Source organism: Variovorax durovernensis (assembly GCF_977011995.1).
Window position 1 is genome coordinate 293,618 of sequence record NZ_CDRNCW010000001.1, and the last position, 24,920, is coordinate 318,537.

The window sequence follows — 24,920 nt, forward strand, 5'->3', positions numbered from 1 at the left end:
GCGATGCCCGTCAGTCAGTGCGCGCCGGAAACGACCACCGGTATCTCGGTCGCCGGCGGCGTGTTGCGGCTGCGGCCGCAGCGCACGATGCCGTCGATCATCACCATGCCCACGCCCGGAATGTCGCCGAGTTGCACGCTTTCGAGCAGGCCCGGCGCGGGCGAATGCTGCGCGCGGTCCATGAACACGAAGTCGGCGTCGCGGCCCACCTCGACCAGCCCGCAGTTGAGCTTGCGGATCTTCGCGGTGTTGCCGGTGGCGAAGCAGAACACCAGCTCGGCCGGGATGTTCGCGATGGACGACAGCATCGCCACCATGCGCAGGATGCCCAGCGGCTGCACGCCGGAGCCCGCGGGCCCGTCGGTGCCGAGGATCACGCGGTGCGGGCACTTGAGCTCGAGTGCTGCCTTGGCCGCGGCGATGGCCACCTTCTCGTTGCCGTTGTGCACGATCTCGATGGCGCGCGAGCTCTTCTCGCACAGCTCGCACACGTGCGCCTCGGGCAGCGAGGTGTGGCCGCCGTTGATGTGGCCGATGATGTCGGCGTCGGCTTCGAGCACCACGTCCTTGTCGATCAGGCCCGAACCGGGAATCGACGGGCCGCCCGTGTGGATGGTGCTCTGGATGCCGTACTTACGCGCCCAAGCCACCATTTCCTTGGCTTCGTAGCCGGCCTTGACCGAGCCCAGCCCCACTTCGCCGAGCAGGCCCACGCCGGCTTCGGCCAGTTCCTTGAAGTCGCTCTCGACCATGCCCTTCTCGATGACCGGCGCACCGGCCAGCACCTTCACGCCGCCGGGGCGGAAATTGTCGAAGGCGCGCTGCGCGGTAATGGCAAGTGCCTTCAGGCCCACGATGTCTTTCGGGCGCCCTGGCAGGTGCACTTCACCGGCGGAAATCATCGTCGTCACGCCACCGTGCATGGTCGAGTCGATCCAGCCGAGCTGGCCCTGGCGCGGCGTCCAGTCGCCGAACACCGGGTGCACGTGGCTGTCGATCAGGCCGGGCGCGACGCAGGTCTTCTTCGCGTCGATGACGGTCTTCGCGCCTTCGAGGTCGCAGTCTTTCTCTTTGCCGACCGCGACGATCAGGCCGTCGTTCACCACGATGGTGTCGGCATCGAGGATGGGCTTGTCGATGTCGCCCGAGAGCAGCAGCCCGATGTTCTTTATGACGACCTTGCCCGACTTGCCGCCGGCTGCGATTTCTGCCATTTCGTGTTTTCCTCGTGGGGTGGGGTGTTGTCTTGTACGTCGTCCGCGCGCACGGTGCGCAGCACGGTCTCGATCACGAAGTCTTCCCAGTGCGTGATCGCCTCCGGCGACTCCAACGGCTCGCCGAGGAAGGCGGTGAGCGTGTGCCTGTTGGAGGTATAGAAATAGCCGGTGGACGCGATCAGCAGGTAGATGTCGCGCGCCACAAGGTCCTTGCGGAACAGGCCCTGCGCGGCGCCGCTGGCAAGAATCTCCGCAATGATGGCCACCGCGCGCGACGAATACTCGCGAGCGCGCAGCGACTTGGAGATGTGCCGGCCCTTGTGCAGGTTCTCGGTGTTCAGCAGCGTGACGAACTCGGGGTTCTTGCGGTAGTAGCCCAGCACGAAGCGGATGACTTCGGTGAGCGCCTCCACCGGCCGCGAAGCGTCGAGCGCAATGGCGGCCTCGGCGTCGTCCATGCGCTGGTAGATGCCTTCGAGCACCGCGATGAAGAGGCCTTCCTTGCTGCCGAAGTAGTAATAGATCATGCGGTCGTACGACTTGGCGGCCTTGGAGATCTTCTCCACGCTGCCGCCGTCGTAGCCGTACTTGGCGAACACCTTGGTCGCCGACTTCAGGATGCTGTCGCGCGTGGCCTGTGCGGCCGCCTCGCGCACGCCCGTGCGGCGCTGCGGCTTGGTGACTACCTTGCGTTCCATCGGAGGGCGGGATGAAGAGGGAGGCGGTCGCCGCCGGGCCGCCCCAAGGCGGACCGCGCCTCCCCCATGGGGGGTGGAGTTACACGAGCACAGCGAGTGAAAAGCCGGTGGGCCTTCATTACTTTTCGGCGAAGGCGCGCTCGACGACGAAGTCGCCCGGCGTGCTCGTGTTGCCTTCCTTGAAGCCGCGCTTTTCCAGGATGTGCTTCAGGTCGACCAGCAGGCCGGGGCTGCCGCACAGCATGACGCGGTCTTCCTCGACGTTGAGCGGCGGCAGGCCGAGGTCGTCGGTCAGCTTGTTGCTCTCGATCAGGTCGGTGATGCGGCCCTGGTTGCGGAACTCCTCGCGCGTGACGGTCGGGTAGTACAGCAGCTGGTTGGCGATCATCTCGCCAAGGATCTCGTGCTTGGGCAGGTGGTCGGTCACGAGGTCGTGGTAGGCCAGTTCGTCGACCTGGCGCACGCCGTGCACCAGGATGACCTGCTCGAACTTCTCGTAGGTGTCCGGGTCGCGGATGATGCTCATGAACGGTGCGAGGCCGGTGCCGGTGCCGAACAGGTACAGGCGCTTGCCCGGCAGCGTGTAGTCGATCAGCAGCGTGCCGGTGGGCTTGCGGCCCACGATGATGGTGTCGCCCACCTGGATGTGCTGCAGCTTCGATGTGAGCGGGCCGTCTTCCACCTTGATGCTCAGGAACTCGAGGTGCTCCTCGTAGTTCGGGCTCACGATGCTGTAGGCACGCAGCAGGGGCTTGTTGTTGACCTTCAGGCCGATCATCGTGAAATGACCGTTCGAGAAGCGCAGCGCGGGGTCGCGCGTGGTGGTGAAGGTGAACAGGCGGTCGGTCCAGTGGTGGACGCTCAGGACGCGTTCTTCGCTGAATGCACTCATACGAAACTCAAGAGTTGGTTGGGACGGAGGAAGGTGGCTGAGCCGAAATGCACGCCTGTGGGGCATGCAGCCGTCGGCCGGCTTCGAACCCTCCATTGTCGTTGGTCGGAAAAACCCCGATGAACATCGCGAGAAAACACCATTGCAAGCATCGGGCCTGTTTGCTACATTGCCCTCGAATGTAGTGAACGCAACATGAAAGTGTAGGGAATGCTACACAAACGGAACTCGGCGCACAAGCGGGCAGACGGCACGTTTGTTGCAAAGACCGGCTTCCTGGTTTGCACCTTCGCACACGACCGACACGCCCACGAGATCGCCCCGATGACAGAACACACCAAGACAGACGGATTGCCCGGCATCGACATGCCCGTGGTGGCCGACGCCGGCAGCGGCGCCTTCGGCAAGGCGCCCCCGCGCAACGAACGCATGAGCACGGCCAAGGTCGAGTGCAACGCCTGCCCCGTGCTGTGCCAGATTTCCGACGGCCGTACCGGCGCCTGCGACCGCTACGCCAACCGCGAAGGCGTGCTGGTGCGCGTCGACCCCGTGGTGCTGCTGCGCCGCGCGGTCGAGAGCGAGGCTGCGGTGCTGGTGCCCTTCGACCGTCCCGGGGCGGCGCCCGCCGAGGCCCTGGCCGAGCCCGACTGGAACGGCGACCTGCTGCACGCCGACGAAGTCTTCGTCACCGGCGTGGGTTCCTCCACCACCTACCCCGACTACAAGCCCGCGCCCTTCATCGTGGCCTCGAAGGCCAAGGGCGTCGACATGGTCACCGTCGTCACCGAAGGCATCTTCAGCTACTGCAGCTTCAAGGTGAAGATCGACACAGACCGCTTCCTCGGCTCGGAGCAGGCCAACGTGCGCTACCGCGGCGAGGTGGTCGGCCATGTCACCACCGCCGAGTACGGCTCGCAGATGCTGTCGCTGGGTGGCGTGCACCACCTCACCGGCGGCAGCAAGAAGGAAGGCCGCATGACGGCCGAGCTGATGCAGCTGCTGGGCAACAAGAAGGCAGTGGAGTGCACCATCGACGGCGGCTCCACGCTCGTCATACAGGCCGGCAAGGCGCCCATCGTCAACGGTGTGGAAGAGCAGCGCATGCGCGTGGGCTGCGGCTCCGCGGCGGTGGGCATCTTCGCGCGGCAGTTCGCGGGTGTGGCCGACGAGGTGGTGGTGGTCGACGACCACATCACCGGCGTGCTCACCGAGCACCAGGCCGGCCGCTGCCTCGACATGGCGCCTTCGGGCATCCAGATGCTGGGGCGCAAGTCGACGCCGGGGCGCTACTTCCAGGTGGCGAATCCTGGTAACGGCTGGGGCGGCACCGACATCGCCGATCCGCTCGCCATCATCGAAGGCTGGGAAGAGGGCGTCGCGCGCCCCGGCCTGCGCCTGCTCATGACATCGACCACCGGCGAGCATGCGCAGTGGTACGTGCTCGACGACGCGCTCAATCCCGTCGAGCAGCCGATGCCGCCCGAGGTGCGCCGCATCGTCGACCGCATCGGCGAGAACTGCGAGCCTTCCCTGTGCACCGTGCTGTTCCTCGGCGGTGCGGGCGGCAGCCTGCGCGCCGGCGTCACCGAAAACCCGGTGCTGCTCACGCGCGCCATCAAGCGCGCGCTGGTCAACGTCACCTGCGGCGGCGCGCCGGCCTATGTTTGGCCCGGCGGCGGCATCACCGTGATGGCCGACGTCATGCGCATGCCCGACAACAGCTTCGGCACCGTGCCCACGCCGGCCATCGTCGCGCCCATCGAATTCAGCATGCGGCGCGACGACTACGAGGCGCTCGGTGGCCACATGGAACACATCTTCTCGCTCGAGCAGGCACTCGCGCGCGGCGCGTGGCAGGAAGACGGCGCGCCGCTCGCGCGCCAATGGCTCGCCATGGACGACGCCAACCCGTGGCCCCTGGGCCACACCCCGATGCTCGGCTGAGGCGAGCCATGACCGCCCAACGCAGCGCGCTCGGCGAAGGGCGCTGGCACTTCAACCACGGCCCGATCGACATCGTGGCCGAGGCGCATGGCGACCCGTACGCCGTGGCTGCCGCGCATGACGCGGCCTGGGCGCGCTTCGTCCACGTGCTCGACGAACTGGTGCGCGAATTGCCCCTGCTGCGCCTGCCCGTGACCGACAGGATGCGTCCGCGCAACGTGGTCGCGCGCCGCATGTGGGACGCGTGCGCCGCGTTCTCGCCGATGTTCATCACGCCGATGGCCGCCGTGGCCGGCTCGGTCGCGCAGGAGCTCGTCGCTTTCTACGAGCGCCCCGGCATCGAGCGCGCATGGATCAACAACGGCGGCGACATCGCGCTGCACCTCGCGCCCGGCCAGTCGGCGCGCGTGGGCGTGTACGCCGACCTCGCGCGCTTCGACTTGCGCGATGCAGGCGGCATCCTCACCACCGACGGCCAGTTCGAGCTGCGCGCCGAGCAGCCTGTGCGTGGAGTCGCCACCAGCGGCTGGCGCGGGCGCAGTTTCTCGCTGGGTATCGCCGACAGCGTGACGGTGCTGGCCGCCACGGCGGCGCAGGCCGACGCCGCCGCCACGGTGATCGCCAATGCCGTCGATGTCGACGACGACGCCATCGCGCGCCGCCCCGCCAGCGAATGCAAGGACGACAGCGACCTGGGCGACGCACTCGTCACTGTCGACGTGCCCGCGCTGCCCCCCGCGCAGGTGCGCAACGCACTCGATACGGGCGTGGTGTGCGCCAAAGTCCTGCAAAAAGGCGGGCTCGTGTGGGCTGCTCTACTCGTTTGCCAGGGGCAGTGGCGTCTTGTCGAACCCTTATGCTCGAAGGCGCTCGAGACAGAGCCGCCGAAAACAGTTGGTTCAGTATTTGCTTAACGAAAAGCAAGGTTCTTTTTCATGATCGAAATCCGCCGCGTCTTCACCCATGTCGAGCACATCCACCACGAGTTCGGACCGCGCGCCGACACCCCGCTGGTGCGCGGTGCCATCGGCGCGGTGCTGGCCAATCCGTTCGCGGGCCGCTACGAGCCCGACATCCTGCCGATGATGGCGCTGCTCGACCCCGTGGGCGTCGACATGGCGCACCGCCTGCACGCCGCCATGGACGTGCCGCTCGAGCAGATCGCCACCTACGGCAAGGGCGCCATCGTCGGCGCCGGCGGCGAGCTGGAGCACGGCGCGCTGTGGCACGTGCCCGGCGGCTACGCGATGCGCGAACTGCTCGGCTGGAAGGGCGATCGCGCGGCCTACACCGCAGGCAAGGCCGAGGACAAGAAAGGCCAGCCCGGCAACGCGCTGTCGATCGTGCCCTCGACCAAGAAGGTCGGACCGCCCGGCGCCGCGCTCGACGTGCCGCTCACCAACATCAATGCCAGCTACGTGCGCGGCCAGTTCGACGCCATCGAGGTGCGCGTGCCCGGCGCGCCCGCGGCCGACGAGATCGTCTTCATCCTCGCGATGAGCACCGGCTACCGCATTCACGCACGCGTGGGCGGCCTGCTCGCAAAAGACATCAGCAAATGGGACGGACTGCGCTGAGCCGCGGCATCCATACAGAGACAAGACAAGGAACACAGAACATGACCGCCAACATCCGCAAGCTCGTCATTCAGGTCGACGAAACCCGCAAGGAAATGGGCAAGGACATCACGCCGCCCACGCGCCGCGCCGTCGCCATCGCCGTGATCGACAACCCCTATGCCGGGCGCTACAGCGAGAACCTCGACGACCTGATCGCCATCGGCGAGGAACTCGGCGCGCTGCTGGGCCAGAAGGCCGTGAAGGCGCTGGGCATCGAGCCCGGCCAGGTCCAGAGCTACGGCAAGGCCGCGATCGTCGGCGAGAACGGCGAGCTCGAGCACGCCGCCGCCATCCTGCATCCCAAGCTCGGCGCGCCGCTGCGCGTGGCGGTCGAGAAGGGCGCCGCGCTGGTGCCTTCGGCCAAGAAGCGCGGCTCGCTGGGCACCGCCGTCGACGTGCCGCTGGGCCACAAGGACGCGGCCTTCGTGCGCAGCCACTTCGACGCGATCGAGGCCCGCGTGAGCGACGCGCCGCGCGCCAACGAGATCGTGGTGGCGGTTGCCGTCACCGACAGCGGCCGACCGCTGCCGCGCATCGGCGGCCTGCAGGCGCATGAAATCAAGGGCGAAGACGGTCTTCGTTGACCCCGTCTTCCGCGCATCAAGCCCAATCACGGTGTTTCCTTTCCTCATTCGATCTCAAGGAGCTTTCCCCATGAATCCATTGCGTCACGTCTTCAGCGCCGCGGCCCTCGCCGCGCTGACCACCGCTCTCGTTCCCGCGCACGCGCAGGGCGTGATCAAGATCGGCGAGGTCAACAGCTACAAGGCCCAGCCCGCCTTCCTCGAGCCCTACAAGAAGGGCATGGAGCTGGCCGTCGAAGAGATCAACGCCAAGGGCGGCGTGAACGGGAAGAAGGTCGAGCTCATCACGCGCGACGACAACGCCAACCCCGGCGACGCCGTGCGCGTTGCCGAAGAGCTGGTGGCGCGCGAGAAGATCGACGTGCTCACCGGCACCTTCCTGTCGAACACCGGCCTGGCCGTGGCCGACTTCGCCAAGCAGAAGAAGATCTTCTTCCTGGCCGGCGAACCGCTGACCGACAAGATGACCTGGCAGGGCGGCAACGAATACACCTACCGCCTGCGTCCCGGCACCTACATGCAGGCCGCGATGCTCGTGCCCGAGGCCGTCAAGCTCAAGAAGAAGCGCTGGGCCGTCGTGTACCCCAACTACGAATACGGGCAGTCGGCAGTGGCCGCGTTCAAGACGCTGCTGAAGGCCGCGCAGCCCGACGTCGAGTTCGTCGCCGAGCAGGCGCCGCCGCTGGGCAAGGTGGATGCGGGCGCGGTGGCGCAGGCGCTGGCCGACGCCAAGCCTGACGCGATCTTCAACGTGCTGTTCGGCGCCGACCTGTCGAAGTTCGTGCGCGAAGGCAACACACGAGGCCTGTTCAAGGACCGCGCGGTCGTCAGCGTGCTGACCGGCGAGCCCGAGTACCTCGACCCATTGAAGGACGAAACGCCCAACGGCTGGATCGTGACCGGCTACCCCTGGTACGGCATCCAGACGCCCGAGCACAAGGCCTTCTTCCTCGCGTACCACGCCAAGTACAACGACTATCCGCGCCTCGGCTCGGTGGTCGGCTACAGCATGATCAAGTCGGTCGCGGCCGGTGTCGCCAAGGCCAAGGGCACCGAAACGCCGAAGCTCCTCGAAGCATTCAAGGGCCTGCAGGTCGACACGCCGTTCGGCAAGATCAGCTACCGCGCCGAAGACCACCAGTCCACCATGGGCGCCTTCGTCGGCAAGACGAAGAACGAAAACGGCAAGGGCGTGATGGTCGACTACACCTACTTCGACGGCGCCAAGTTCCAGCCCTCCGCAGCCGACGTCAAAAAGTCGCGCGCCACCGACTGACCCTGATCTTTTTCGGAACGCTTGCACCCATGAGCCTCTCGTCCCTGCTGCTTCAGTTCCTCACCGGACTGTCGTCGGCTTCGTCGCTGTTCCTCGTGGGGGCCGGCCTTTCGTTGATCTTCGGTGTCACGCGCATCGTCAACTTTGCGCATGGCTCCTTCTTCATGGTCGGCATCTACCTGGCCTACACGCTGGTCGAGAAGCTCGGCGGCGGCATGGGCTTCTGGCCTGCGGTGTTGATTGCCGCGATCGCGGTCGGCATTCTCGGAGCGCTGATCGAGATGGTGCTGCTGCGCCGCATCTACAAGTCGCCCGAGCTGTTCCAGCTGCTGGCGACCTTCGCGCTGGTCCTTGTCATCAAGGACGCGGTGCTCTACATCTGGGGGCCTGACGAACTGCTCGGGCCGCGCGCGCCGGGCCTGTCGGGCTCCGTCGAAATCCTGGGCCGGCAGTTCCCAACCTACGACCTGTTCCTGATCGTCGTCGGCCCTGTCGTGCTCGGCCTCATGTGGCTGCTGCTCACGCGCACCCGCTGGGGCACGCTGGTGCGTGCCGCCACGCAAGACCGCGAGATGGTCAGCGCGCTGGGCGTGAACCAGGCCTGGCTCTTCACCGCGGTGTTCGCGCTCGGTGCCATGCTCGCGGGCCTGGGCGGCGCGCTGCAGTTGCCGCGCGAGCCGGCCACGCTCGCGATGGACCTCAACACCATCGGCGCGGCCTTCGTGGTCGTGGTGGTGGGCGGCATGGGTTCCATTCCGGGTGCCTATGCGGCGGCGCTGCTGATCTCGGAGATCAAGGCCGTGTGCATCTGGCTCGGCGTGGTGGAAATCTTCGGCTACAGCGTGTCCTTCTCGAAGCTCACGCTGGTGGTCGACTTCATCGTCATGGCCATCGTGCTGGTGTGGCGCCCGTGGGGCCTGTTCGGACGGCCGCAGGCGCCGAGCCGCTATGTGGGCATGGCCGAAGAGCCGCTGCGCCGCGCGAGCAAGGGCTACCTGTGGCTGGTCGCGGCGCTGGGCGTGGTGCTCATGGCGATGCCGCTGCTCACCGCCGACTCGCCCTACACCACGGTGCTGATGATCGACCTGCTGATCGCCGCGCTGTTCGCCGCCAGTCTGCACTTCATCATGGGGCCGGCCGGCATGCATTCGTTCGGCCATGCCGCCTACTTCGGCCTCGGGGCCTACGGCGCCGCGCTGCTGGTGCGCGCGAGCGGCCTGCCGATGGAAGCGGCGCTCATCGTGGCCCCGCTGGTCGCGGCCATCGGCGCCTTCGTCTACGGCTGGTTCGCAGTGCGGCTGTCGGGCGTGTACCTTGCGATGCTCACGCTGGCTTTCGCGCAGATCACCTGGGCCGTCGTCTACCAGTGGGATTCGTTCACCGGCGGCAGCAACGGCCTCACGGGCGTGTGGCCGTCGGAATGGCTGTCGGACAAGCGCACCTACTACTGGCTCACGCTGGTGCTCGTGGCCGCCGGCATCCTGATGCTGCGCCGCGTGCTGTTCTCGCCCTTCGGCTATGCGTTGCGCGCGGGCCGCGATTCGGTGCTGCGCGCCGACGCCATCGGCATCGACGTCAAGCGCATGCAGTGGACGGCCTTTATCGTCGCGGGCGCCGCGGCCGGTCTGGCCGGTTCGCTCTACGCCTTCTCCAAGGGCAGCATCTCGCCCGAGAGCCTCAGCGTCGACAAGTCGGTCGACGGCCTGGTGATGGTGCTGCTGGGCGGCATCCAGACGCTGGCCGGGCCGGTGGTCGGCGCCGTTACTTTCAGCTGGCTGCACGACACCGTGGCGCGCAACACCGACTACTGGCGCGCCACGCTCGGCGCCATCATCCTGATCCTCGTGCTGCTGTTCCCGCAGGGCATCGCCGGCTTCGCGAAGCAGTTGACCGACAAGCTGCTGCGCCGCGCCAAGCCCGATGCGGCGCCCGTGGCCGTCGAGGCAAAGGAGGCCAAGGCATGACGACCGCCTCCAACACCCCCCTGCTCAAGGTCGAGAACCTGGGCAAGTCTTTCGGTGGCGTGAAGGCCGTGGACGGCATCGGCTTCGAGCTGCACGCCGGCGAACTACTCGCGCTCATCGGCCCCAACGGTGCCGGCAAGTCCACCACCTTCAACATGGTCAACGGCCAGCTCAAGGCCGACCAGGGATCGATCCTGTTCGACGGCCACGAGCTCGTGGGCCAGAAGCCGCGTGCCATCTGGCGCCGGGGCGTGGGCCGCACCTTCCAGATTGCCGAAACTTTTGCCTCGCTCACCGTGGTCGAGAACGTGCAGATGGCGCTGCTGTCGCACGACGGCAAGCTGTTCTCGATGTGGCGCCGCGCGGCCGACCACAAGCGCGACGAGGCATTGGCGCTGCTCGAGCAGGTCGGCATGAAGTCGCAGGCCGACCGGCCCTGCAGCGTGCTGGCGTATGGCGACGTGAAGCGCGTCGAGCTCGCGATCGCGATGGCCAACAGCCCCAAGCTGCTTCTGATGGACGAGCCCACCGCCGGCATGGCGCCCAAGGAGCGCAACTCGCTCATGGCGCTGACCAAGGACCTGGTCATCCAGCGCGGCATGGCCGTGCTCTTCACCGAGCACAGCATGGACGTGGTGTTCGCGTATGCCGACCGCATGATCGTGCTGGCGCGCGGCCGACTCATCGCGCAGGGCAAGCCGCTGGAGATCCGCGACCATCCCAAGGTGCAGGAGGTGTACTTCGGCACCGGCAAGACATTCGAGAAGAAGGCCGCGGCCGTTGGAGAAGCCGCATGAGCGCAGCGCCGGGCCGCCCCAAGCAAGCTCGCACCGTGGTGCGAAGCACGGAGGTAGTTTGATGAACACGCATGAACCCCTTCTGCAGGCCAAGGCCCTGTGCGCCTGGTACGGGGCCGCGCAGATTCTTTATGACGTGGACCTCGAAGTGCGGCGCGGCGAAGTGGTCGCGCTCATGGGCCGCAACGGCGCGGGCAAGTCGACCACGCTGAAGGCGCTGATCGGCATGCTGGCCAAGCGCCGCGGCGCGGTGCGCTTCCTGGGCCACGACATCTCGAAGAGCGAGCCGCATCATGCGGCGCGCCTGGGCCTGGGCTTCGTGCCCGAAGACCGGCGCGTGTTCACCGACCTCACGGTGATGGAGAACCTCGAGGTCGGCAAGCAGCCCGCGCGCCGCTGGGCCGATGGCACCGACGCGCCGCTGTGGTCGCCCGAGCGCCTGTTCAAGCTGTTCCCCAATCTCGGCGAAATGCCCAACCGCCCCGGCGGCCGCATGAGCGGCGGCGAGCAGCAGATGCTCACCGTGGCGCGCACGCTCATGGGCAACCCCTACCTCGTGTTGCTGGACGAGCCTTCCGAGGGCGTGGCGCCGGTGATCGTCGAGCAGATGGCCAACATGATCCTGGAGCTCAAGGCGCAGGGCGTGAGCATCCTGCTGTCGGAGCAGAACATGCACTTCGCCGAACTGGTGTCCGACCGCGCCTATGTGCTCGAGAAGGGGCAGATCCGCTATCACGCCACCATGGCCGAGCTTGCGGCCAACGACGAAGTGCGCCGTGCGTATTTGAGCGTCTAGCATGAAGCACACCCCCAGTCTTCGCACACTTCGTGTCGCTTCGCCAACCCCCTTGCAGGGGGCAACACCGACGGCCCGGCAAAGCCGGTTCCGTGGTTTTCCTGGAAAGTTTCTCGCGTCCTGATCCCAGTTCCTCTTCCAGTCCTACAGGAGTCCACGCCATGCATCGCAGAACCCTCGTGAAATCCGCCGCCGCCCTCGGGCTGGCAAGCGGCCTCGGCAGTGTCGGTTTCAACGCTTTCGCGGCGGGCAAGATCAAGCCCGGCGACAAGGCCGCGCTGATCGTGGTCGACGTGCAGAACTGCTTTCTCGACGGCGGCACGCTGGCGGTGAAGGGCGGCAACGAAGTCATTCCGGTCATCAACGCACTGGCGCCCGCGTTCCAGAACATCGTGGTCACGCAGGACTGGCACACGGCGGGCCATGCGTCCTTTGCCAGCACCTACAGCGGCAAGAAGCCTTTCGAGACCACCAAGCTCAGCTACGGCACGCAGGTGCTGTGGCCCGACCACTGCGTGCAGGGCACCGAGGACGCCGCGCTCGGCAAGGAGCTGAAGGTGCCCACCGCCCAGCTCATCATCCGAAAGGGCTTCCACAAGGACATGGACAGCTACTCCGCCTTCGAGGAAGCCGACCACAAGACGGCCACCGGCCTGGCCGGCTACCTGAAGGCGCGTGGCATAAAGACCGTGTTCGTCACCGGCCTGGCCACCGACTTCTGCGTGGCCTGGACCGCGATGGACGCGCGCAAGGCCGGCTTCGAGGCCTACGTGATCGAGGACGCCACGCGCGGCATCGACCTCAACGGCTCGCTGGCCGCGGCGTGGAAACAGATGACGGCCAAGGGCGTCAAGCGCATCCAGTCGGCCGACATACAGGCCGCCTGAGCCCGAGCCGCGAAGAACAGCAAAAAAAGCGGGACCCACGACGCATGAAGCTCTCCATTTCAAGGCGCGCCATGGTGGCGGGCAGCGCTGCCCTGGCCCTCGGCCCCGGCCTGCTGCGGTCGGCACGCGCGGAAAACGGCGTGACCGACACCGCCATCCGCATTGGCCAGTCGGCCGTGTTCAGCGGGCCGGCAAAAGACTTCGGCGTCGACTACCGCGCGGGCATCAAGCTGTACTTCGACCGCGTCAACAAGTCGGGCGGCGTCAACGGCCGCAAGATCGAACTCGTCACCTATGACGATGCATACGACCCCGCGAAGACCGCCGTCAACACCGCGAAGCTGATCGACGAGGACAAGGTCTTCGCGCTCACCGGCTACGTGGCAACCGGCAACCTCGCGGCCGCGATGCCGCTCGCCGAGAAGGCCGGCGTGCCGATGTTCGCGCCGCTGGTGGGCACCACGTCGTTCCGCACCAAGACCAACCGCTACCTGTTCCATGTGCGCGCGGGCTACGACCTCGAGCTGCGCAAGATCATCAGCCACCTGTCGACCATCGGCATCCAGTCGATTGCTGTGGTCTACCAGGACAGCGCCTTCGGCAAGTCGAACCTCGCGACCTGCGAGGAGCTGGCGGCCGACCACAAGGTGAAGGTGGTGAAGACCTTCCCGCTGGCCATCGCCGCCGAAGACGCGAAGCCGGTCGTCGCGGGCCTTGCCGATGCGAAGCCCGGCGCCGTGCTGATGATCATGGCCGGGCGCATGGTCGAGGTTTTCATGCGCGACTACCGTGCCAGCGGCGCGGGCGCGCCGCTGTACACGCTGTCGGTCGGCATCACCGACGCGGCAGGCTCGGCCAAGCGGCTCGACGGCAAGCTCGCAGGGCTGGTCACGGCCAGCATCGTGCCGCCGCCGCAGGCGCAGCGCGTGCCCATCGTGGCCGACTACCAGCACGACCGCGCCGAGTTCGGCGAGAAGATCGACAGCTACACCGCGCTGGAGGGCTACATCGTCGCGCGCGTGATGGTCGAGGGCCTGCGCCGCGCGGGCAAGACGCTCACGCGCGACAGCTTCATCGCCGGGCTCGAGAGCATCGGCAGCACGCGCTTCGGCGACTTCCCCGTCGAATACAGCGCGAAGAACCACAACGGCTCGACCTTCGTGGACCTGGAGATGTACACCCGTGACGGCCAGTTGCGGCGCTGAGCCGCTGCACCTGCTGGTCAACGGCCAGGCGCAATCGATCGAGGGCGTGCCGCGCGAGGCGACGCTGCTGCACCTGCTGCGCAACGACCTGGGGCTGAACGGCCCCAAGTACGGCTGCGGCCTGGGGCAGTGCGGTGCCTGCACCGTGCACGTCGACGGCGTGGCTGCGCGCTCATGCGTGATCCCCGCGCACGGCGTGGTCGGGCGTGCCATCACCACGCTCGAAGGGCTGGGTTCGCGCGGCAACTGGCATCCGGTGCAGGCCGCCTTCGAAGACGCGCAGGCCGCGCAGTGCGGCTACTGCCTCAACGGCATGGTCATGCAGGCCGCGGCCTTGCTGGCGCGCGATCCGCATGCGAGCGAGGCGCGCATCCGCAGCGAGCTGTCGGGCAACCTGTGCCGCTGCGGCACGCACATCGAGATCCTCGATGCCGTGCAGCGCGCTTCCCTGCGCATGCGCGTCGGGCGAGAGCCATGACGCGCCGCGCCGACCTGCCGCAGACGCGCGCCGAGTTCCTCGCCGCCACCGGCGTGCTGCTGGTGCTGCGCGAGACGCCGCCACCGCCGCCTCCGGCCAAGGGCCAGCCCGCCTTCATCGCCGGCAACCCCGTCGAAGGCGACGAGGTACTGCTCGCCGTGTGGGACGACGGCAGCGCCTCGGCGCTCAACGGCCACGTCGACCTGGGCACCGGCATCCAGACCGCGCTCGCGCAGATCGTGGCCGAGGAACTCGACCTCGGCATGCCCTGCGTGCGCATGATGCTCGGCGACACCGCACGCGCGCCCAACCAGGGCGCGACCATCGCCAGCGCGTCGATCCAGCTCCATGCGCAGCCGTTGCGCCTCGCGGCCGCGCAGGCGCGCGCATGGCTGCTGGCGCGCGCTGCCGAACGGCTCGGCGTGCCTGTCGATGCGCTGCAGGTGCGCAACGGCATCGTGCGCGTCACCGAAGCGCCGGACCGCCATGTCAGCTACGCCGATCTCGTCGCGGGCCAGCGCACCGTGCTGCGGCTCGATCCCAAGGCACAGCCCAAGGACCCCGCGGACTATCGCGTGGTCGGCACGCGGCAGGCGCGCGTCGACATTCCGGCCAAGCTCGCCGGCGAGCTGGTGTTCGTGCACGACATGCGCGTGCCTGGCATGCTGCACGGCCGCGTGGTGCGTCCGCCGTATGCGGGCGCGGACCACGGCGAGTTCATCGGCAACACGCTGGAGGCGGTCGACGAATCGTCGATCGCGCACATCCCCGGTATCCGCGCGGTGGTGGTCATCCGCGACTTCGTCGGCGTCGTGGCCGAGCGCGAGGAGCATGCCGAACAGGCACTGCGCGAACTGCGCGTCACCTGGAAGCCGTGGCCCGGCATGCCAGACCTGAGCGACGTGGCTCAGGCGCTGCGCGACAACCCATCGACGCAGCGATTGCTGGTCGACGAAGGCGATGTCGATGGCGCCATCGCCGCCGCTGCGCAGCCGATGCACCGCACCTACGTGTGGCCGTACCAGATGCATGCGTCCATCGGCCCGTCGTGCGCGCTGGCCGAGTGGCAGCCGGCCGATGGCAGCGGCATGCAACTGCGTTGCTGGGCCGGTTCGCAGAACCCCCACGTGCTGCGCGCCGATCTCGCGAAGCTCATGGGCGTGGAAGACGTTCAGGTCGACGTGGTCCGCATGGAGGCCGCCGGCTGCTACGGCCGCAACGGCGCGGACGACGTGGCCGCCGATGCCGCGCTGCTCGCGCGCGCCGTGGGTGCGCCCGTGCGGGTGCAGCTCACGCGCGAGCAGGAGCATGCGTGGGAGCCCAAGGGTGCCGCGCAGCTGATGGAGATCGACGGCGGCCTCATGGCCGACGGCCGCGTCGCCGCCTACGACTTCGAGACCTCGTACCCGTCGAACGGCGCGCCCACGCTGGCGCTGCTGCTCACGCGCACCATCGAGCCGGTGGCGCAGGCCTACGAGATGGGCGACCGCACCGCGCGCCCGCCGTACAGCTACGACAACCTGCGCGTGAAGGTGAACGACATGGCGCCGATCGTGCGCGCCTCATGGCTGCGCGGCGTGTCGGCATTGCCGAGTTCGTTCGCGCACGAGTCGTACATCGACGAGCTTGCCACGGCGGCGGGCGTCGATCCGGTGCAGTTCCGCCTGCGCTACCTGCAGGACCCGCGCGCTGCCGAGCTGGTGCAGGCCACCGCGCAGAAGGCCGGCTGGCGCATGCGCACCGGCCCGCAGGAGAACGCCGACGGCGGGCTGGGCGAGGGCGGGGACATCCTGTTCGGCCAGGGCTTTGCCTACGCGCGCTACATCCACAGCAAGTGGCCGGGCTTCGGCGCGGCGTGGGCCGCGTGGGTGGCCGACGTGGAGGTCAACCGCAAGACCGGCGAGGTGCATGTGCGCCGCGTGGTGGTGGGGCACGACGCGGGTTTGATGATCAACCCGGCGGGCGTGGAGCACCAGGTGCACGGCAACGTGATCCAGACCACGAGCCGGGCGTTGAAGGAGCAGGTGCAGTTCGCGCCGCAGCAGCAACAACAGCAGCAGCACCAAGGGCAGGGCGGCGTGCAGCTGCCGGGCGTGCTGCCTTCGGGCGTGGTCGCGAGCCGCGAGTGGGGCAGCTACCCGATCATCAACTTCCGCGAAGTGCCAGTGATCGAGGTGATGCACATGCCGCGGCCGGGCGAACCCTCGCTGGGCGCGGGGGAGTCGTCGTCGGTGCCGGGCACGGCGGCGATCGCGAACGCGATCTTCGATGCGACGGGGGTGCGGTTCAGGTCGCCGCCGTTCACGCCGGAGACGGTGCTGGCAGGGTTGAATCAGGAGTGTCTCCCTCCGCCTCTGGGGGAGGGCGGGGGTGGGGGCGTGCAGCGCTCGAATGGTGACGCTGCCGTGCCCTCATCCCAGCCTTCCCAGCCTTCCCCCAGAGCGGGAAGGATCAATGCAGTCTGGCCGCGCCGCAAGGGCGTGTGGGCGACCGGCGCAGCCCTCGTCGTCGGCGGCATCGGCGTCATTGCCGGCTTGCTCGGCTGGCGTTCGGCCATCGCGCCCGTGTCGCTCACCGCGCCGGTCTACAGCCAGGCCACCATCGAGCGCGGCCGGGTGCTCGCCGCCGCCGGCGACTGCGCCGTGTGCCACACCGCGCCCGGCGGCGTGCCCAACGCGGGCGGCCGCGCGATGGACACGCCATTCGGCACGCTCTACACCACCAACCTCACGCCCGATGCCGACACCGGCCTGGGCCGCTGGTCGTTCAGCGCCTTCCAGCGCGCGATGCGCGAAGGAGTCTCGCGCGACGGCCACTACCTGTACCCCGCGTTCCCCTACACGGCCTTCGCCAAGACCAGCGACGACGACCTGCAGGCGCTCTATGCGTACTTCATGTCCATGCCCGCAGTGCGCGCGGAAACGCCGAAGTCCGAGCTCAAGTTCCCGTTCAGCATGCGGCCGCTGATGGCCGGCTGGAACGCGCTCTTCCACGACCCCACGCCCATGCAGCCCGTGGCCACGCAGAGCGCCGAGTGGAACCGCGGCGCCTACCTCGTCAACGGCCTGGGCCACTGCGGCGCCTGCCACACACCGCGCAATGCGCTGGGCGCCGAACAGGGCGGCAGCGCATTCCTGTCGGGCGCGATGGTCGACGGCTGGGAGGCGCCCGCTCTCACGCATCTGTCGAAGTCCGCCGTGCCGTGGGACGCCGAAGAGCTCTATCGCTACCTGCGCCACGGCCACACGCAGCGCCACGGCATCGCCGGCGGCCCGATGGCCGAGGTGGTGCGCGAGATGCAGCAGCTGCCCGACGAAGACGTGCGCGCGATGGCCACCTATCTCGGCTCCTTCAACCCGGAGCCTGCTGTCTCGCCCGAGGCCGTGGCGCGGCAGGCGGTCGAGAACGCGGCGCGCACGCAGGGCCAGTTGCTCGGCCCCGCGCAGCGCATGTTCGACAGCGCCTGCGCTTCCTGCCATCACGACGGCAACGGTCCCACGCTGCTCGGCGTGAACACGCCGCTCGCGCTCAACAGCAACCTCACGAGCGCGCGGCCCGACAACCTGCTGCGCACCATCCTCGACGGCGTGCGCGAGCCCGCCACGCGCGACATCGGCTTCATGCCCGCGTTCCGGGATGCGCTCGACGACCGGCAGATCGCAGAGCTGGCTGGCTACATGCGCGCGCGCTTTGCGCCGCAGGAGCCCGCGTGGACCGACCTGCCCGCGCAGGTGGCACGCGTGCGCGCCGCGCCCGCGCACGGCGCGGGGCACTGACAGGGGCTTTGGCTGCCGTTTCCCGGATGCGCCGCTACGATGCCACGTAGCACCATCCACAGAGACATCACGCCATGCCCTTGAATCTTTCTACTTCTTCCAGCCTCCCCCGCGACGCCGAGCGCGCCACCCTCGTCGGCCGTCTCTGGCAACCAGGCGTGGGCCCCGTGCTTGTAGGCGTGCACGACGGCAGCCTGTACGACCTGTCGAAGATCGCACCGACCATGAGCGACCTGCTCGAAGCCAAGGGATCGCCTGCGGAAGCCGTTCGCCGCGCATTGCAAGGCGCGCCGCGCATCGCCTCGATCGACGAAGCCATTGCCAACAGCGACGAGAGCGTGCGCGATACGGCCAAGCCCTGGCTGCTCGCGCCCTGCGACCTGCAGGCCATCAAGGCCAGCGGCGTAACCTTTGTTGCCAGCCTGCTGGAGCGCGTGATCGAGGAACAGGCGCGCGGCGACGCATCGAAGGCCGAGGCCACGCGCGCGGCCATCGGCAGCGTGCTCGGCGACAACCTTGCCGACATCGTGCCCGGCTCGCCCGAAGCGATGAAGGTCAAGGAAGTGCTGATCGCGCAGGGCGTGTGGTCGCAGTACCTCGAGGTCGGTATCGGCCCTGACGCGGAGATCTTCACCAAGGCGCCGGTACTTGCGGCCGTGGGCACCGGTGCCGACGTCGGCATTCATTCGGGCTCGGTGTGGAACAACCCCGAGCCCGAGGTCGTCCTTGCGGTGAACAGCCGCGGCGAGACGCTCGGCGCCGCGCTGGGCAACGACGTCAACCTGCGCGACTTCGAAGGCCGCAGTGCGCTGCTGCTTGGCAAGGCGAAAGACAACAACGCGTCCTGCGCAATCGGCCCTTTCATCCGGCTGTTCGATGCGCACTTCGGCATCGACGACGTGCGAAGGATCACCGTTGCGCTCGAAGTGAAGGGGCCTGAAGGCTTCACGCTCCAGGGATCGAGTTCACTGTCGAAGATCAGCCGCGATCCGCTGGATCTTGTTTCGCAAACAGTGGGAAAACATCACGCTTACCCGGACGGATTCATGTTGTTTCTGGGAACCATGTTTGCTCCGACACAAGACCGTCACGGGCCTGGGCAAGGATTCACCCATGTCGTAGGCGACCGTGTGCGCATTGCCGCGCCGGAGCTGGGTGCACTGGTCAATCGCGTGGTTCATGCGGACCAGGCGCCGATGTGGACTTTCGGTATCAGTGCGTTGATGCGCAATTTGGGTGCGCGTGGATTGCTGTCGCCGGAGTTGTAGACGTTCTGTTTGATGTTTGCGAGGAGTTGTACTCCTTTGTGATTCAGAGGCAGTACGTTGCACTCCGTTGTTGTTGACCACGTCTTGGCTTCCCATCAAGATACCGAGCATTAAGAATGGTTGAACAGGGAGTTGAGGTTGTCGCCAAGCGAGATCGAACTATTGCAGTCGCCTGTGGAAGGCCCGCATCCGTGCGGTGAAGACCTGGAGTACGACCCCGACTTCATGGCGTTGCAACAGGCAACGACAGGCAAGCGCGAGCAGCAGTTCGGCACGACCATCATCCCAGCCGAGCCGCCCGACTGGGCGCGCGTGGAGCGCATCGCCAAGCAGCTGTGCTCGCGTACGCGAGACCTTCGCGTGCTGGTGCCGCTCACTCTGGCCTGGACCGAGAGCCGCGGACTGCCCGGCTATGTCGAAGGCCTGCAACTCGTCGATGCGGTACTGCAGAAATTCTGGGACGACGTGCATCCGCGCGTGATCGACGACGGCTTCGAAGACCCTCTGCCGCGCATGAACGCATTGGCCGCGCTGACCGAAGCCGAAGGGCTCGGGCGTAGCGTTCGCGATGCGCGGCTGCTCGACGATGGTGGCGCGTCCATGACCTTGCGGCAGGTCGAGGCGCTGCTCGATTCGAGCAAGACCGACCAGATAGATTACCCCGGCGGCATCGGCCGCTTGCGCGACGCCGCGCGCCGAGCGCACGAGAAGGCGGCGGCGCCCGTGGTGGCGTTGCGCGAGGCGCTCGAACTGCTGCAGCGCATTCGGGAGACCTCCGAGCGTGCGCTCGGACAGAGCTGGGCGCCCGACTTCTCGCGGCTCGAGCGATCGCTGCGCACCGTTGTCCAACTGCTGCCGGAGCAGTCGCAGCAAGACCAGGCCGAATCCGTTTCACCCCACGCCACAGTGGGTACAGAAGGAAATGGCAGCCTGCAGACCATGACGAACGGCACTGCCGAAAATGTCGGCGTAGGACTACGCTCGGTTCGCATTAAAGATATTGAAATATCGAGCCGTGATGATGTGCAAGTGCTGTTGGAGAAAGCCTGCCAGTATCTGGAGCGCACGGAGCCGAGCCACCCGTCGCCCATGCTGATACGTCGCGCGCAGCGGCTGCTGGAGCTCAACTTCTTCCAGATCATCGAAGAACTCGTGCCCGAGGGATTGCAAAAGATTGAAAGCCTCGCGGGGCGTCCGCTCAACGGCGGGAGCGGCACGCAATAAGAGGAAACAGGCAAGGGCGCCGCGCCGCTGTGTGCCAGCGCGCGGCAGGGGTGAGATCCGCACGCATTTCAGATTCAAGAGGACGCTTATGGCAGACAACCGTGTCAGGAACAGTGGTCAGAAGTTCATCGCGCGCAATCGCGCGCCGCGTGTGCAGATCGAGTACGACGTCGAGATCTACGGCAGCGAACGCAAGATCCAGCTGCCCTTCGTGATGGGCGTCATCGCCGATCTCGCGGGCAAGCAGATCGACCCGATGCCCGATCTCGCCGAGCGCGAGTTCATGGCGGTGGACATCGACAACTTCGACGATCGCATGAAGTCCATCAAGCCGCGCGTCGCCTTCCAGGTGCCCAACACGCTCACCGGCGACGGCCAGATGAACGTCGACATCACCTTCGACAGCATGGACGACTTCTCGCCCGCGCGCATCGCGCGCCAGGTGGACGCGCTGCAGCAACTGCTCGAAGCACGCACGGAGCTGTCGAACCTGCTGTCGTACATGGACGGCAAGAACGGCGCCGAGCAACTCATCGCGCAGGCGCTGCAGAACCCGGCGCTGCTGAAGTCGCTGGCTTCCGCGCCCAACCCCGCGGTGGCCAAGGCCGTGGAAGCGGCCAATGAAAAAGTCGGCACCGCCACGCCCGGCAACTCTTCCGAATAAGCGCACGCAGCAAGGACCGCCACCATGAGTACCGCACCCAAGCAAGGCGCCGCGCGCGCGCAGGCCACCGTCGAGGCGCTCGAGCCGAACGAGTTCTCCGACCTGCTGCAACGCGAGTTCAAGCCCAAGACCGACCAGGCCCGCGAGGCGGTGGAGAACGCCGTCAAGACGCTGGCCGTGCAGGCGCTGGAGAACACGGTCACCATCTCGAATGATGCCTACCGCTCGGTACAGGCCATCATCACCGAGATCGACCGCAAGCTCTCCGAGCAGATCAACCAGATCCTGCACCACGAAGACTTCCAGCAACTCGAAGGCGCCTGGCGCGGCCTGCACTACCTCGTCAACAACACCGAGACCGACGAGCAGCTGAAGATCCGCGTGATGTGCGCCTCCAAGCGAGAAGTTGCGCGCTCGCTCAAGCGCCACAAGGGCATCGGCTGGGACCAGAGCCCGCTGTTCAAGAAGATCTACGAGGCCGAATACGGCCAGTTCGGCGGCGAGCCCTTCGGCGCACTCATTGGCGACTTCCACTTCGACCACAGCCCGCCCGACGTCGAGATGCTCGGCGAAATGGCCAAGATCGCCGCCGCCGCGCATTGCCCCTTCATCGCGGGCGCATCGCCCACCGTGATGCAGATGGATTCCTGGCAGGAGCTTTCGAACCCGCGCGACCTGACCAAGATCTTCCAGAACACCGAGCACACCGCATGGCGCTCGCTGCGCGATTCGGAAGACGCGCGCTACATCGGGCTGGCCATGCCGCGCTTCCTGGCGCGCCTGCCGTACGGCGCGCGCACTAACCCGGTGGACGAGTTCGAGTTCGAGGAAGAGACCGACTCGGCCGCGCACAACCGCTACACCTGGGCCAACTCGGCTTATGCGATGGGCGTGAACATCAACCGCTCGTTCAAGCAGTACGGCTGGTGCACGTCCATCCGCGGTGTCGAATCGGGCGGCGCGGTCGAGAACCTTCCCACCCACACCTTCCCGACCGACGACGGCGGCGTCGACATGAAGTGCCCGACAGAAATCGCCATCAGCGACCGTCGCGAGGCTGAACTGGCCAAGAACGGCTTCATGCCGCTGGTGCACCGCAAGAACTCCGACTTCGCGGCCTTCATCGGCGCGCAGTCATTGCAGTTGCCGGCCGAGTACTACGACGCCGACGCCACGGCCAATGCCAACCTCGCGGCGCGCCTGCCGTACCTGTTTGCCTGCTGCCGCTTCGCGCACTACCTGAAGTGCATCGTGCGCGACAAGATCGGTTCGTTCCGCGAGCGCGAGGACATGGAGCGTTGGCTCAACGACTGGATCATGAACTACGTCGACGGCAGCCCCGGCACCTCGTCGCAGGACACGAAGGCAATGAAGCCGCTGGCGGCGGCCGAAGTGCAGGTGGAAGCCATCGAGGACAACCCCGGCTACTACGCTGCCAAGTTTTTTCTCCGGCCGCACTATCAGCTCGAAGGGCTGACGGTGTCGTTGCGGCTGGTTTCGAAGCTGCCATCCAACAAGAAGGACAGCAGCTAATTCAACAGCGTCCCGAATCCGGGCGCAAATAACTTTGGGGGTTAATCATGGCAGTAGACATGTTCATGCGCGTCGAAGGTGCAAACGGCGAATCGAAGGATTCGAACCATAAGGACTGGACCGACATCAAGTCGTTTGCATGGGGAGCGACGCAGCCTGGAAACATGGTCAGCGGCGGTGGCGGTGGCGTGGGCAAGGCGAGCTTCAACGACCTGCAGGTGCTCGCGCGCATCGACAAGGCGGCGCCTTCGGTCATGAAGAACTGCGCCAGTGGCAAGCACCTGAGCAAGGTCGAGGTGTCGGTGTGCAAGGCCGGCGGCTCGCAGATCGAATACACGCGCGTCACGCTCGAAGAAGTGCTGGTCACCTCGGTGCAGTACACCGCCGAGCAAGGCTCCGACGCGGTGTTCGTGCAGTACGCCTTCCAGGCCGCAAAGGTGAAGCAGCAGTATTGGGAACAGACCGACAAGGGCGGCAAGGGCGCCGAGACGGTGCTGGGCTGGAACATCAAGGAAAACAAGGAAGCCTGATTTCCTTCGGCGGCCCGCGCGGCCGCCTTTTTCCCTTTCCCTCTTTCTTGCGCCACGGCCTTGTGCCGTGGTGCCGGTCAGTCAATGAGGACACTTCATGGGCGATGGGTTTGCAGTGCTTGGCGAACGCTCCGTGGCCGAGCACACCGAATGGGTACAGCGGCAGATCCGCGCCAATCCCCAGAACGCCAGCCTGCGGCTCGCCCTGTGCCACTTCCTCGCGCTGCGCGGTGAATGGCAACGGGCCGAAGACCAGCTCAAGCTCGCTACAAAGCTCGATCCCACGTTCACGCCCGCCAGCGTCACCTGTTCGATGGCGCTCGCTGGGGAACGGCATCGCGCAGAATTCTGGGCCGGCGGACGCGCGCCGGCCATCGTCGGTGGCAATGCGGAATGGGTCGAGCAGCTCGTTGCCGCCGCCGCGCTGCCGGCGGCCCGCGCAGAAGAAGCCGCGGCCCTGCGCGAGACCGCACGCCAGGCCGCGCCCGCATTGCGCGGCGCGCTCACCGGCGTCGATCGTTCCGACGCACGCGCCGTGCAGGCGCTCGACGGCGAGCCGGTGCAGCGCAGCGATTTCGAATGGCTCTGCGACGGCGACGTGCGCATCGGCCCGGTGCTGGAGCTGCTCACGCCTTCGGGCTACGCATGGCTGCCGCTGCCGGAGGTACGCCGCATCAAGTTCTCGCGTCCCCAGCACCTGGTCGACCTGCTGTGGGCGCCGGCCGAGATCGAACTGCAGGACGGCCGCGCGCTCAACGGGCTGGTGCCCGTGCGCTACCCGGGCAGTCTCGAAGGGCTCGACGACGAGACCACGCTGGGCCGCCGCACCGACTGGCTGCCGCTGGCCGGCGAAGAGCAATACGCGGGCGTTGGCCAGCGCACGCTGATCAGCGAGGCCGGCGACCATTCGCTGCTCGACCTGCGGCTGATCGAGATCACGCACGAGGGCGCCGCCGCATGAGCGCCTTGATGGACAACCACGTCGACGGCGACTCGCAGGAAAGCGTTGCGCGCGACCGCCTGCAGCCCGTGCTGCTCGACCGCCTCACCGACAAGGCGCCGCAAAGCCGGCAGGAGCGCGCGGGCGCGTTCCTCATGAGCGGAAAGCTGCTGCGCGACTCGGTGCTGCGCGACCTGCAGTGGCTGCTCAACACCACCAACTTCGGCGCCGACCACGGCATCAACGCCATGCCGCGCGCGCGCCGCTCGGTGGTGAACTACGGCGTGCGCGGCTGGGCCGGCGGGCGCATGTCGGAAGTCGACTTCGCCGATGTCGAGGCCGCCATTCGTGCCGCCATCATCGACTTCGAGCCGCGCATCATGAAGGACAGTATCGACGTGCGCTGCGTGACTGACGCGACCGACCTCGAGCACCACAACCTGCTCGCCCTCGAAATTCGCGGCACGCTGTGGTCGGTGCCATATCCGATCGAATTCATCCTGCGTTCCGAGCTGGACCTGGAGAGCGGCCATATGGTGCTGCGGCCCACGGGAGGCCTGTGATGCGGTGGCTCTTGCCTTCTTTTCAAGAAACACCAAGGAACCGGCTTTGCCGGGCCACCGGTGTT

Annotated in this window: 22 protein-coding genes; 19 read left to right on the top strand and 3 right to left on the bottom strand. The window is 67.1% G+C overall.

Annotation, left to right across the window (positions count from 1 at the left end; genetic code table 11):
* Nucleotides 1-14: 14 nt before the first annotated feature.
* The 3 genes from ACWV14_RS01370 to ACWV14_RS01380 all read right to left on the bottom strand — a co-directional run bounded on the left by ACWV14_RS01370 (nucleotide 15) and on the right by ACWV14_RS01380 (nucleotide 2,807).
* On the bottom strand, nucleotides 15-1,214 hold the full coding sequence (locus tag ACWV14_RS01370) for an amidohydrolase family protein (RefSeq protein ID WP_106936149.1): 1,200 nt from the start codon (nucleotides 1,212-1,214) through the stop codon (nucleotides 15-17).
* Nucleotides 1,169-1,915, bottom strand: coding sequence for a TetR family transcriptional regulator (locus ACWV14_RS01375; RefSeq protein ID WP_454902028.1), 747 nt, complete (start codon nucleotides 1,913-1,915; stop codon nucleotides 1,169-1,171). The genes ACWV14_RS01370 and ACWV14_RS01375 overlap by 46 nt, the downstream gene beginning before the upstream one ends.
* 118 nt (nucleotides 1,916-2,033) lie before the next feature.
* Nucleotides 2,034-2,807 (bottom strand): ferredoxin--NADP reductase, encoded by a 774-nt coding sequence (locus ACWV14_RS01380; protein WP_454902030.1) that lies wholly within the window; start codon nucleotides 2,805-2,807, stop codon nucleotides 2,034-2,036.
* Between the two features lie 324 nt (nucleotides 2,808-3,131).
* Here ACWV14_RS01380 and ACWV14_RS01385 point away from each other — a divergent pair, with 324 nt between their 5' ends.
* The 19 genes from ACWV14_RS01385 (at nucleotide 3,132) to tssE (ending at nucleotide 24,855) form a co-directional block, all read left to right on the top strand.
* Nucleotides 3,132-4,751, top strand: coding sequence for a 6-hydroxynicotinate reductase (locus ACWV14_RS01385; RefSeq protein ID WP_454902032.1), 1,620 nt, complete (start codon nucleotides 3,132-3,134; stop codon nucleotides 4,749-4,751).
* Between the two features lie 8 nt (nucleotides 4,752-4,759).
* A complete protein-coding gene (locus ACWV14_RS01390; RefSeq protein ID WP_454902034.1) occupies nucleotides 4,760-5,665 on the top strand; it encodes a UPF0280 family protein in 906 nt (301 codons plus the stop codon).
* Between the two features lie 21 nt (nucleotides 5,666-5,686).
* Nucleotides 5,687-6,328 (top strand): amino acid synthesis family protein, encoded by a 642-nt coding sequence (locus ACWV14_RS01395; protein ID WP_454902036.1) that lies wholly within the window; start codon nucleotides 5,687-5,689, stop codon nucleotides 6,326-6,328.
* A 41-nt stretch (nucleotides 6,329-6,369) separates the two neighbouring features.
* Nucleotides 6,370-6,954, top strand: a complete 585-nt coding sequence (locus tag ACWV14_RS01400; RefSeq protein ID WP_454902038.1) for an amino acid synthesis family protein — start codon at nucleotides 6,370-6,372, stop codon at nucleotides 6,952-6,954.
* Between the two features lie 70 nt (nucleotides 6,955-7,024).
* Complete coding sequence (locus ACWV14_RS01405; RefSeq protein WP_422088845.1) at nucleotides 7,025-8,230, top strand: ABC transporter substrate-binding protein; 1,206 nt, start codon at nucleotides 7,025-7,027, stop codon at nucleotides 8,228-8,230.
* Between the two features lie 29 nt (nucleotides 8,231-8,259).
* On the top strand, nucleotides 8,260-10,194 hold the full coding sequence (locus tag ACWV14_RS01410) for an ABC transporter permease (protein ID WP_454902040.1): 1,935 nt from the start codon (nucleotides 8,260-8,262) through the stop codon (nucleotides 10,192-10,194).
* Complete coding sequence (locus ACWV14_RS01415; RefSeq protein ID WP_422088843.1) at nucleotides 10,191-10,991, top strand: ABC transporter ATP-binding protein; 801 nt, start codon at nucleotides 10,191-10,193, stop codon at nucleotides 10,989-10,991. Before ACWV14_RS01410 ends, ACWV14_RS01415 begins: the two co-directional genes overlap by 4 nt.
* Nucleotides 10,992-11,052: 61 nt before the next feature.
* Nucleotides 11,053-11,787 carry an ABC transporter ATP-binding protein gene (locus tag ACWV14_RS01420; RefSeq protein WP_454902043.1) on the top strand — a complete coding sequence of 245 codons (735 nt, stop codon included), beginning with the start codon at nucleotides 11,053-11,055 and terminating at the stop codon, nucleotides 11,785-11,787.
* A gap of 161 nt (nucleotides 11,788-11,948) precedes the next feature.
* The gene (gene pncA / locus ACWV14_RS01425; RefSeq protein WP_454902044.1) at nucleotides 11,949-12,674 is read left to right on the top strand and encodes a bifunctional nicotinamidase/pyrazinamidase; all 726 of its coding nucleotides are present in this window, start codon (nucleotides 11,949-11,951) and stop codon (nucleotides 12,672-12,674) included.
* Nucleotides 12,675-12,718: 44 nt separating this feature from the next.
* Nucleotides 12,719-13,879 (top strand): ABC transporter substrate-binding protein, encoded by a 1,161-nt coding sequence (locus ACWV14_RS01430; protein ID WP_454902046.1) that lies wholly within the window; start codon nucleotides 12,719-12,721, stop codon nucleotides 13,877-13,879.
* Nucleotides 13,857-14,357, top strand: a complete 501-nt coding sequence (locus tag ACWV14_RS01435; protein ID WP_454902048.1) for a (2Fe-2S)-binding protein — start codon at nucleotides 13,857-13,859, stop codon at nucleotides 14,355-14,357. The genes ACWV14_RS01430 and ACWV14_RS01435 overlap by 23 nt, the downstream gene beginning before the upstream one ends.
* On the top strand, nucleotides 14,354-18,133 hold the full coding sequence (locus tag ACWV14_RS01440) for a molybdopterin cofactor-binding domain-containing protein (protein ID WP_454902050.1): 3,780 nt from the start codon (nucleotides 14,354-14,356) through the stop codon (nucleotides 18,131-18,133). Before ACWV14_RS01435 ends, ACWV14_RS01440 begins: the two co-directional genes overlap by 4 nt.
* A gap of 74 nt (nucleotides 18,134-18,207) precedes the next feature.
* Complete coding sequence (locus tag ACWV14_RS01445) at nucleotides 18,208-19,401, top strand: fumarylacetoacetate hydrolase family protein (protein WP_454902052.1); 1,194 nt, start codon at nucleotides 18,208-18,210, stop codon at nucleotides 19,399-19,401.
* A 132-nt stretch (nucleotides 19,402-19,533) separates the two neighbouring features.
* Complete coding sequence (tssA, locus tag ACWV14_RS01450; protein ID WP_454902054.1) at nucleotides 19,534-20,625, top strand: type VI secretion system protein TssA; 1,092 nt, start codon at nucleotides 19,534-19,536, stop codon at nucleotides 20,623-20,625.
* An 88-nt stretch (nucleotides 20,626-20,713) separates the two neighbouring features.
* Nucleotides 20,714-21,289, top strand: coding sequence for a type VI secretion system contractile sheath small subunit (gene tssB, locus ACWV14_RS01455; protein WP_454902056.1), 576 nt, complete (start codon nucleotides 20,714-20,716; stop codon nucleotides 21,287-21,289).
* A gap of 24 nt (nucleotides 21,290-21,313) precedes the next feature.
* Nucleotides 21,314-22,822 carry a type VI secretion system contractile sheath large subunit gene (gene tssC, locus ACWV14_RS01460; RefSeq protein WP_081268110.1) on the top strand — a complete coding sequence of 503 codons (1,509 nt, stop codon included), beginning with the start codon at nucleotides 21,314-21,316 and terminating at the stop codon, nucleotides 22,820-22,822.
* A 47-nt stretch (nucleotides 22,823-22,869) separates the two neighbouring features.
* Nucleotides 22,870-23,352, top strand: coding sequence for an Hcp family type VI secretion system effector (locus tag ACWV14_RS01465; protein WP_081268111.1), 483 nt, complete (start codon nucleotides 22,870-22,872; stop codon nucleotides 23,350-23,352).
* Nucleotides 23,353-23,449: 97 nt separating this feature from the next.
* The gene (locus tag ACWV14_RS01470) at nucleotides 23,450-24,313 is read left to right on the top strand and encodes a type VI secretion system accessory protein TagJ (protein WP_454902059.1); all 864 of its coding nucleotides are present in this window, start codon (nucleotides 23,450-23,452) and stop codon (nucleotides 24,311-24,313) included.
* On the top strand, nucleotides 24,310-24,855 hold the full coding sequence (gene tssE, locus ACWV14_RS01475) for a type VI secretion system baseplate subunit TssE (RefSeq protein ID WP_454902061.1): 546 nt from the start codon (nucleotides 24,310-24,312) through the stop codon (nucleotides 24,853-24,855). The genes ACWV14_RS01470 and tssE overlap by 4 nt, the downstream gene beginning before the upstream one ends.
* Nucleotides 24,856-24,920 lie beyond the last annotated feature (65 nt).

Bases quoted from the DNA above. Each gene is read 5' to 3' on its own strand.
- ACWV14_RS01400 (WP_454902038.1), top strand. From the start codon at position 6,370: ATGACCGCCAACATCCGCAAGCTCGTCATTCAGGTCGACGAAACCCGC.
- ACWV14_RS01430 (WP_454902046.1), top strand. From the start codon at position 12,719: ATGAAGCTCTCCATTTCAAGGCGCGCCATGGTGGCGGGCAGCGCTGCC.
- pncA (WP_454902044.1), top strand. From the start codon at position 11,949: ATGCATCGCAGAACCCTCGTGAAATCCGCCGCCGCCCTCGGGCTGGCA.
- ACWV14_RS01470 (WP_454902059.1), top strand. From the start codon at position 23,450: ATGGGCGATGGGTTTGCAGTGCTTGGCGAACGCTCCGTGGCCGAGCAC.
- tssE (WP_454902061.1), top strand. From the start codon at position 24,310: ATGAGCGCCTTGATGGACAACCACGTCGACGGCGACTCGCAGGAAAGC.
- ACWV14_RS01395 (WP_454902036.1), top strand. From the start codon at position 5,687: ATGATCGAAATCCGCCGCGTCTTCACCCATGTCGAGCACATCCACCAC.
- ACWV14_RS01385 (WP_454902032.1), top strand. From the start codon at position 3,132: ATGACAGAACACACCAAGACAGACGGATTGCCCGGCATCGACATGCCC.
- tssC (WP_081268110.1), top strand. From the start codon at position 21,314: ATGAGTACCGCACCCAAGCAAGGCGCCGCGCGCGCGCAGGCCACCGTC.
- ACWV14_RS01465 (WP_081268111.1), top strand. From the start codon at position 22,870: ATGGCAGTAGACATGTTCATGCGCGTCGAAGGTGCAAACGGCGAATCG.
- ACWV14_RS01370 (WP_106936149.1), bottom strand. From the start codon at position 1,214: ATGGCAGAAATCGCAGCCGGCGGCAAGTCGGGCAAGGTCGTCATAAAG.
- ACWV14_RS01410 (WP_454902040.1), top strand. From the start codon at position 8,260: ATGAGCCTCTCGTCCCTGCTGCTTCAGTTCCTCACCGGACTGTCGTCG.
- ACWV14_RS01415 (WP_422088843.1), top strand. From the start codon at position 10,191: ATGACGACCGCCTCCAACACCCCCCTGCTCAAGGTCGAGAACCTGGGC.
- ACWV14_RS01445 (WP_454902052.1), top strand. From the start codon at position 18,208: ATGCCCTTGAATCTTTCTACTTCTTCCAGCCTCCCCCGCGACGCCGAG.
- ACWV14_RS01405 (WP_422088845.1), top strand. From the start codon at position 7,025: ATGAATCCATTGCGTCACGTCTTCAGCGCCGCGGCCCTCGCCGCGCTG.
- ACWV14_RS01390 (WP_454902034.1), top strand. From the start codon at position 4,760: ATGACCGCCCAACGCAGCGCGCTCGGCGAAGGGCGCTGGCACTTCAAC.
- tssB (WP_454902056.1), top strand. From the start codon at position 20,714: ATGGCAGACAACCGTGTCAGGAACAGTGGTCAGAAGTTCATCGCGCGC.
- ACWV14_RS01375 (WP_454902028.1), bottom strand. From the start codon at position 1,915: ATGGAACGCAAGGTAGTCACCAAGCCGCAGCGCCGCACGGGCGTGCGC.
- ACWV14_RS01440 (WP_454902050.1), top strand. From the start codon at position 14,354: ATGACGCGCCGCGCCGACCTGCCGCAGACGCGCGCCGAGTTCCTCGCC.
- ACWV14_RS01420 (WP_454902043.1), top strand. From the start codon at position 11,053: ATGAACACGCATGAACCCCTTCTGCAGGCCAAGGCCCTGTGCGCCTGG.
- ACWV14_RS01380 (WP_454902030.1), bottom strand. From the start codon at position 2,807: ATGAGTGCATTCAGCGAAGAACGCGTCCTGAGCGTCCACCACTGGACC.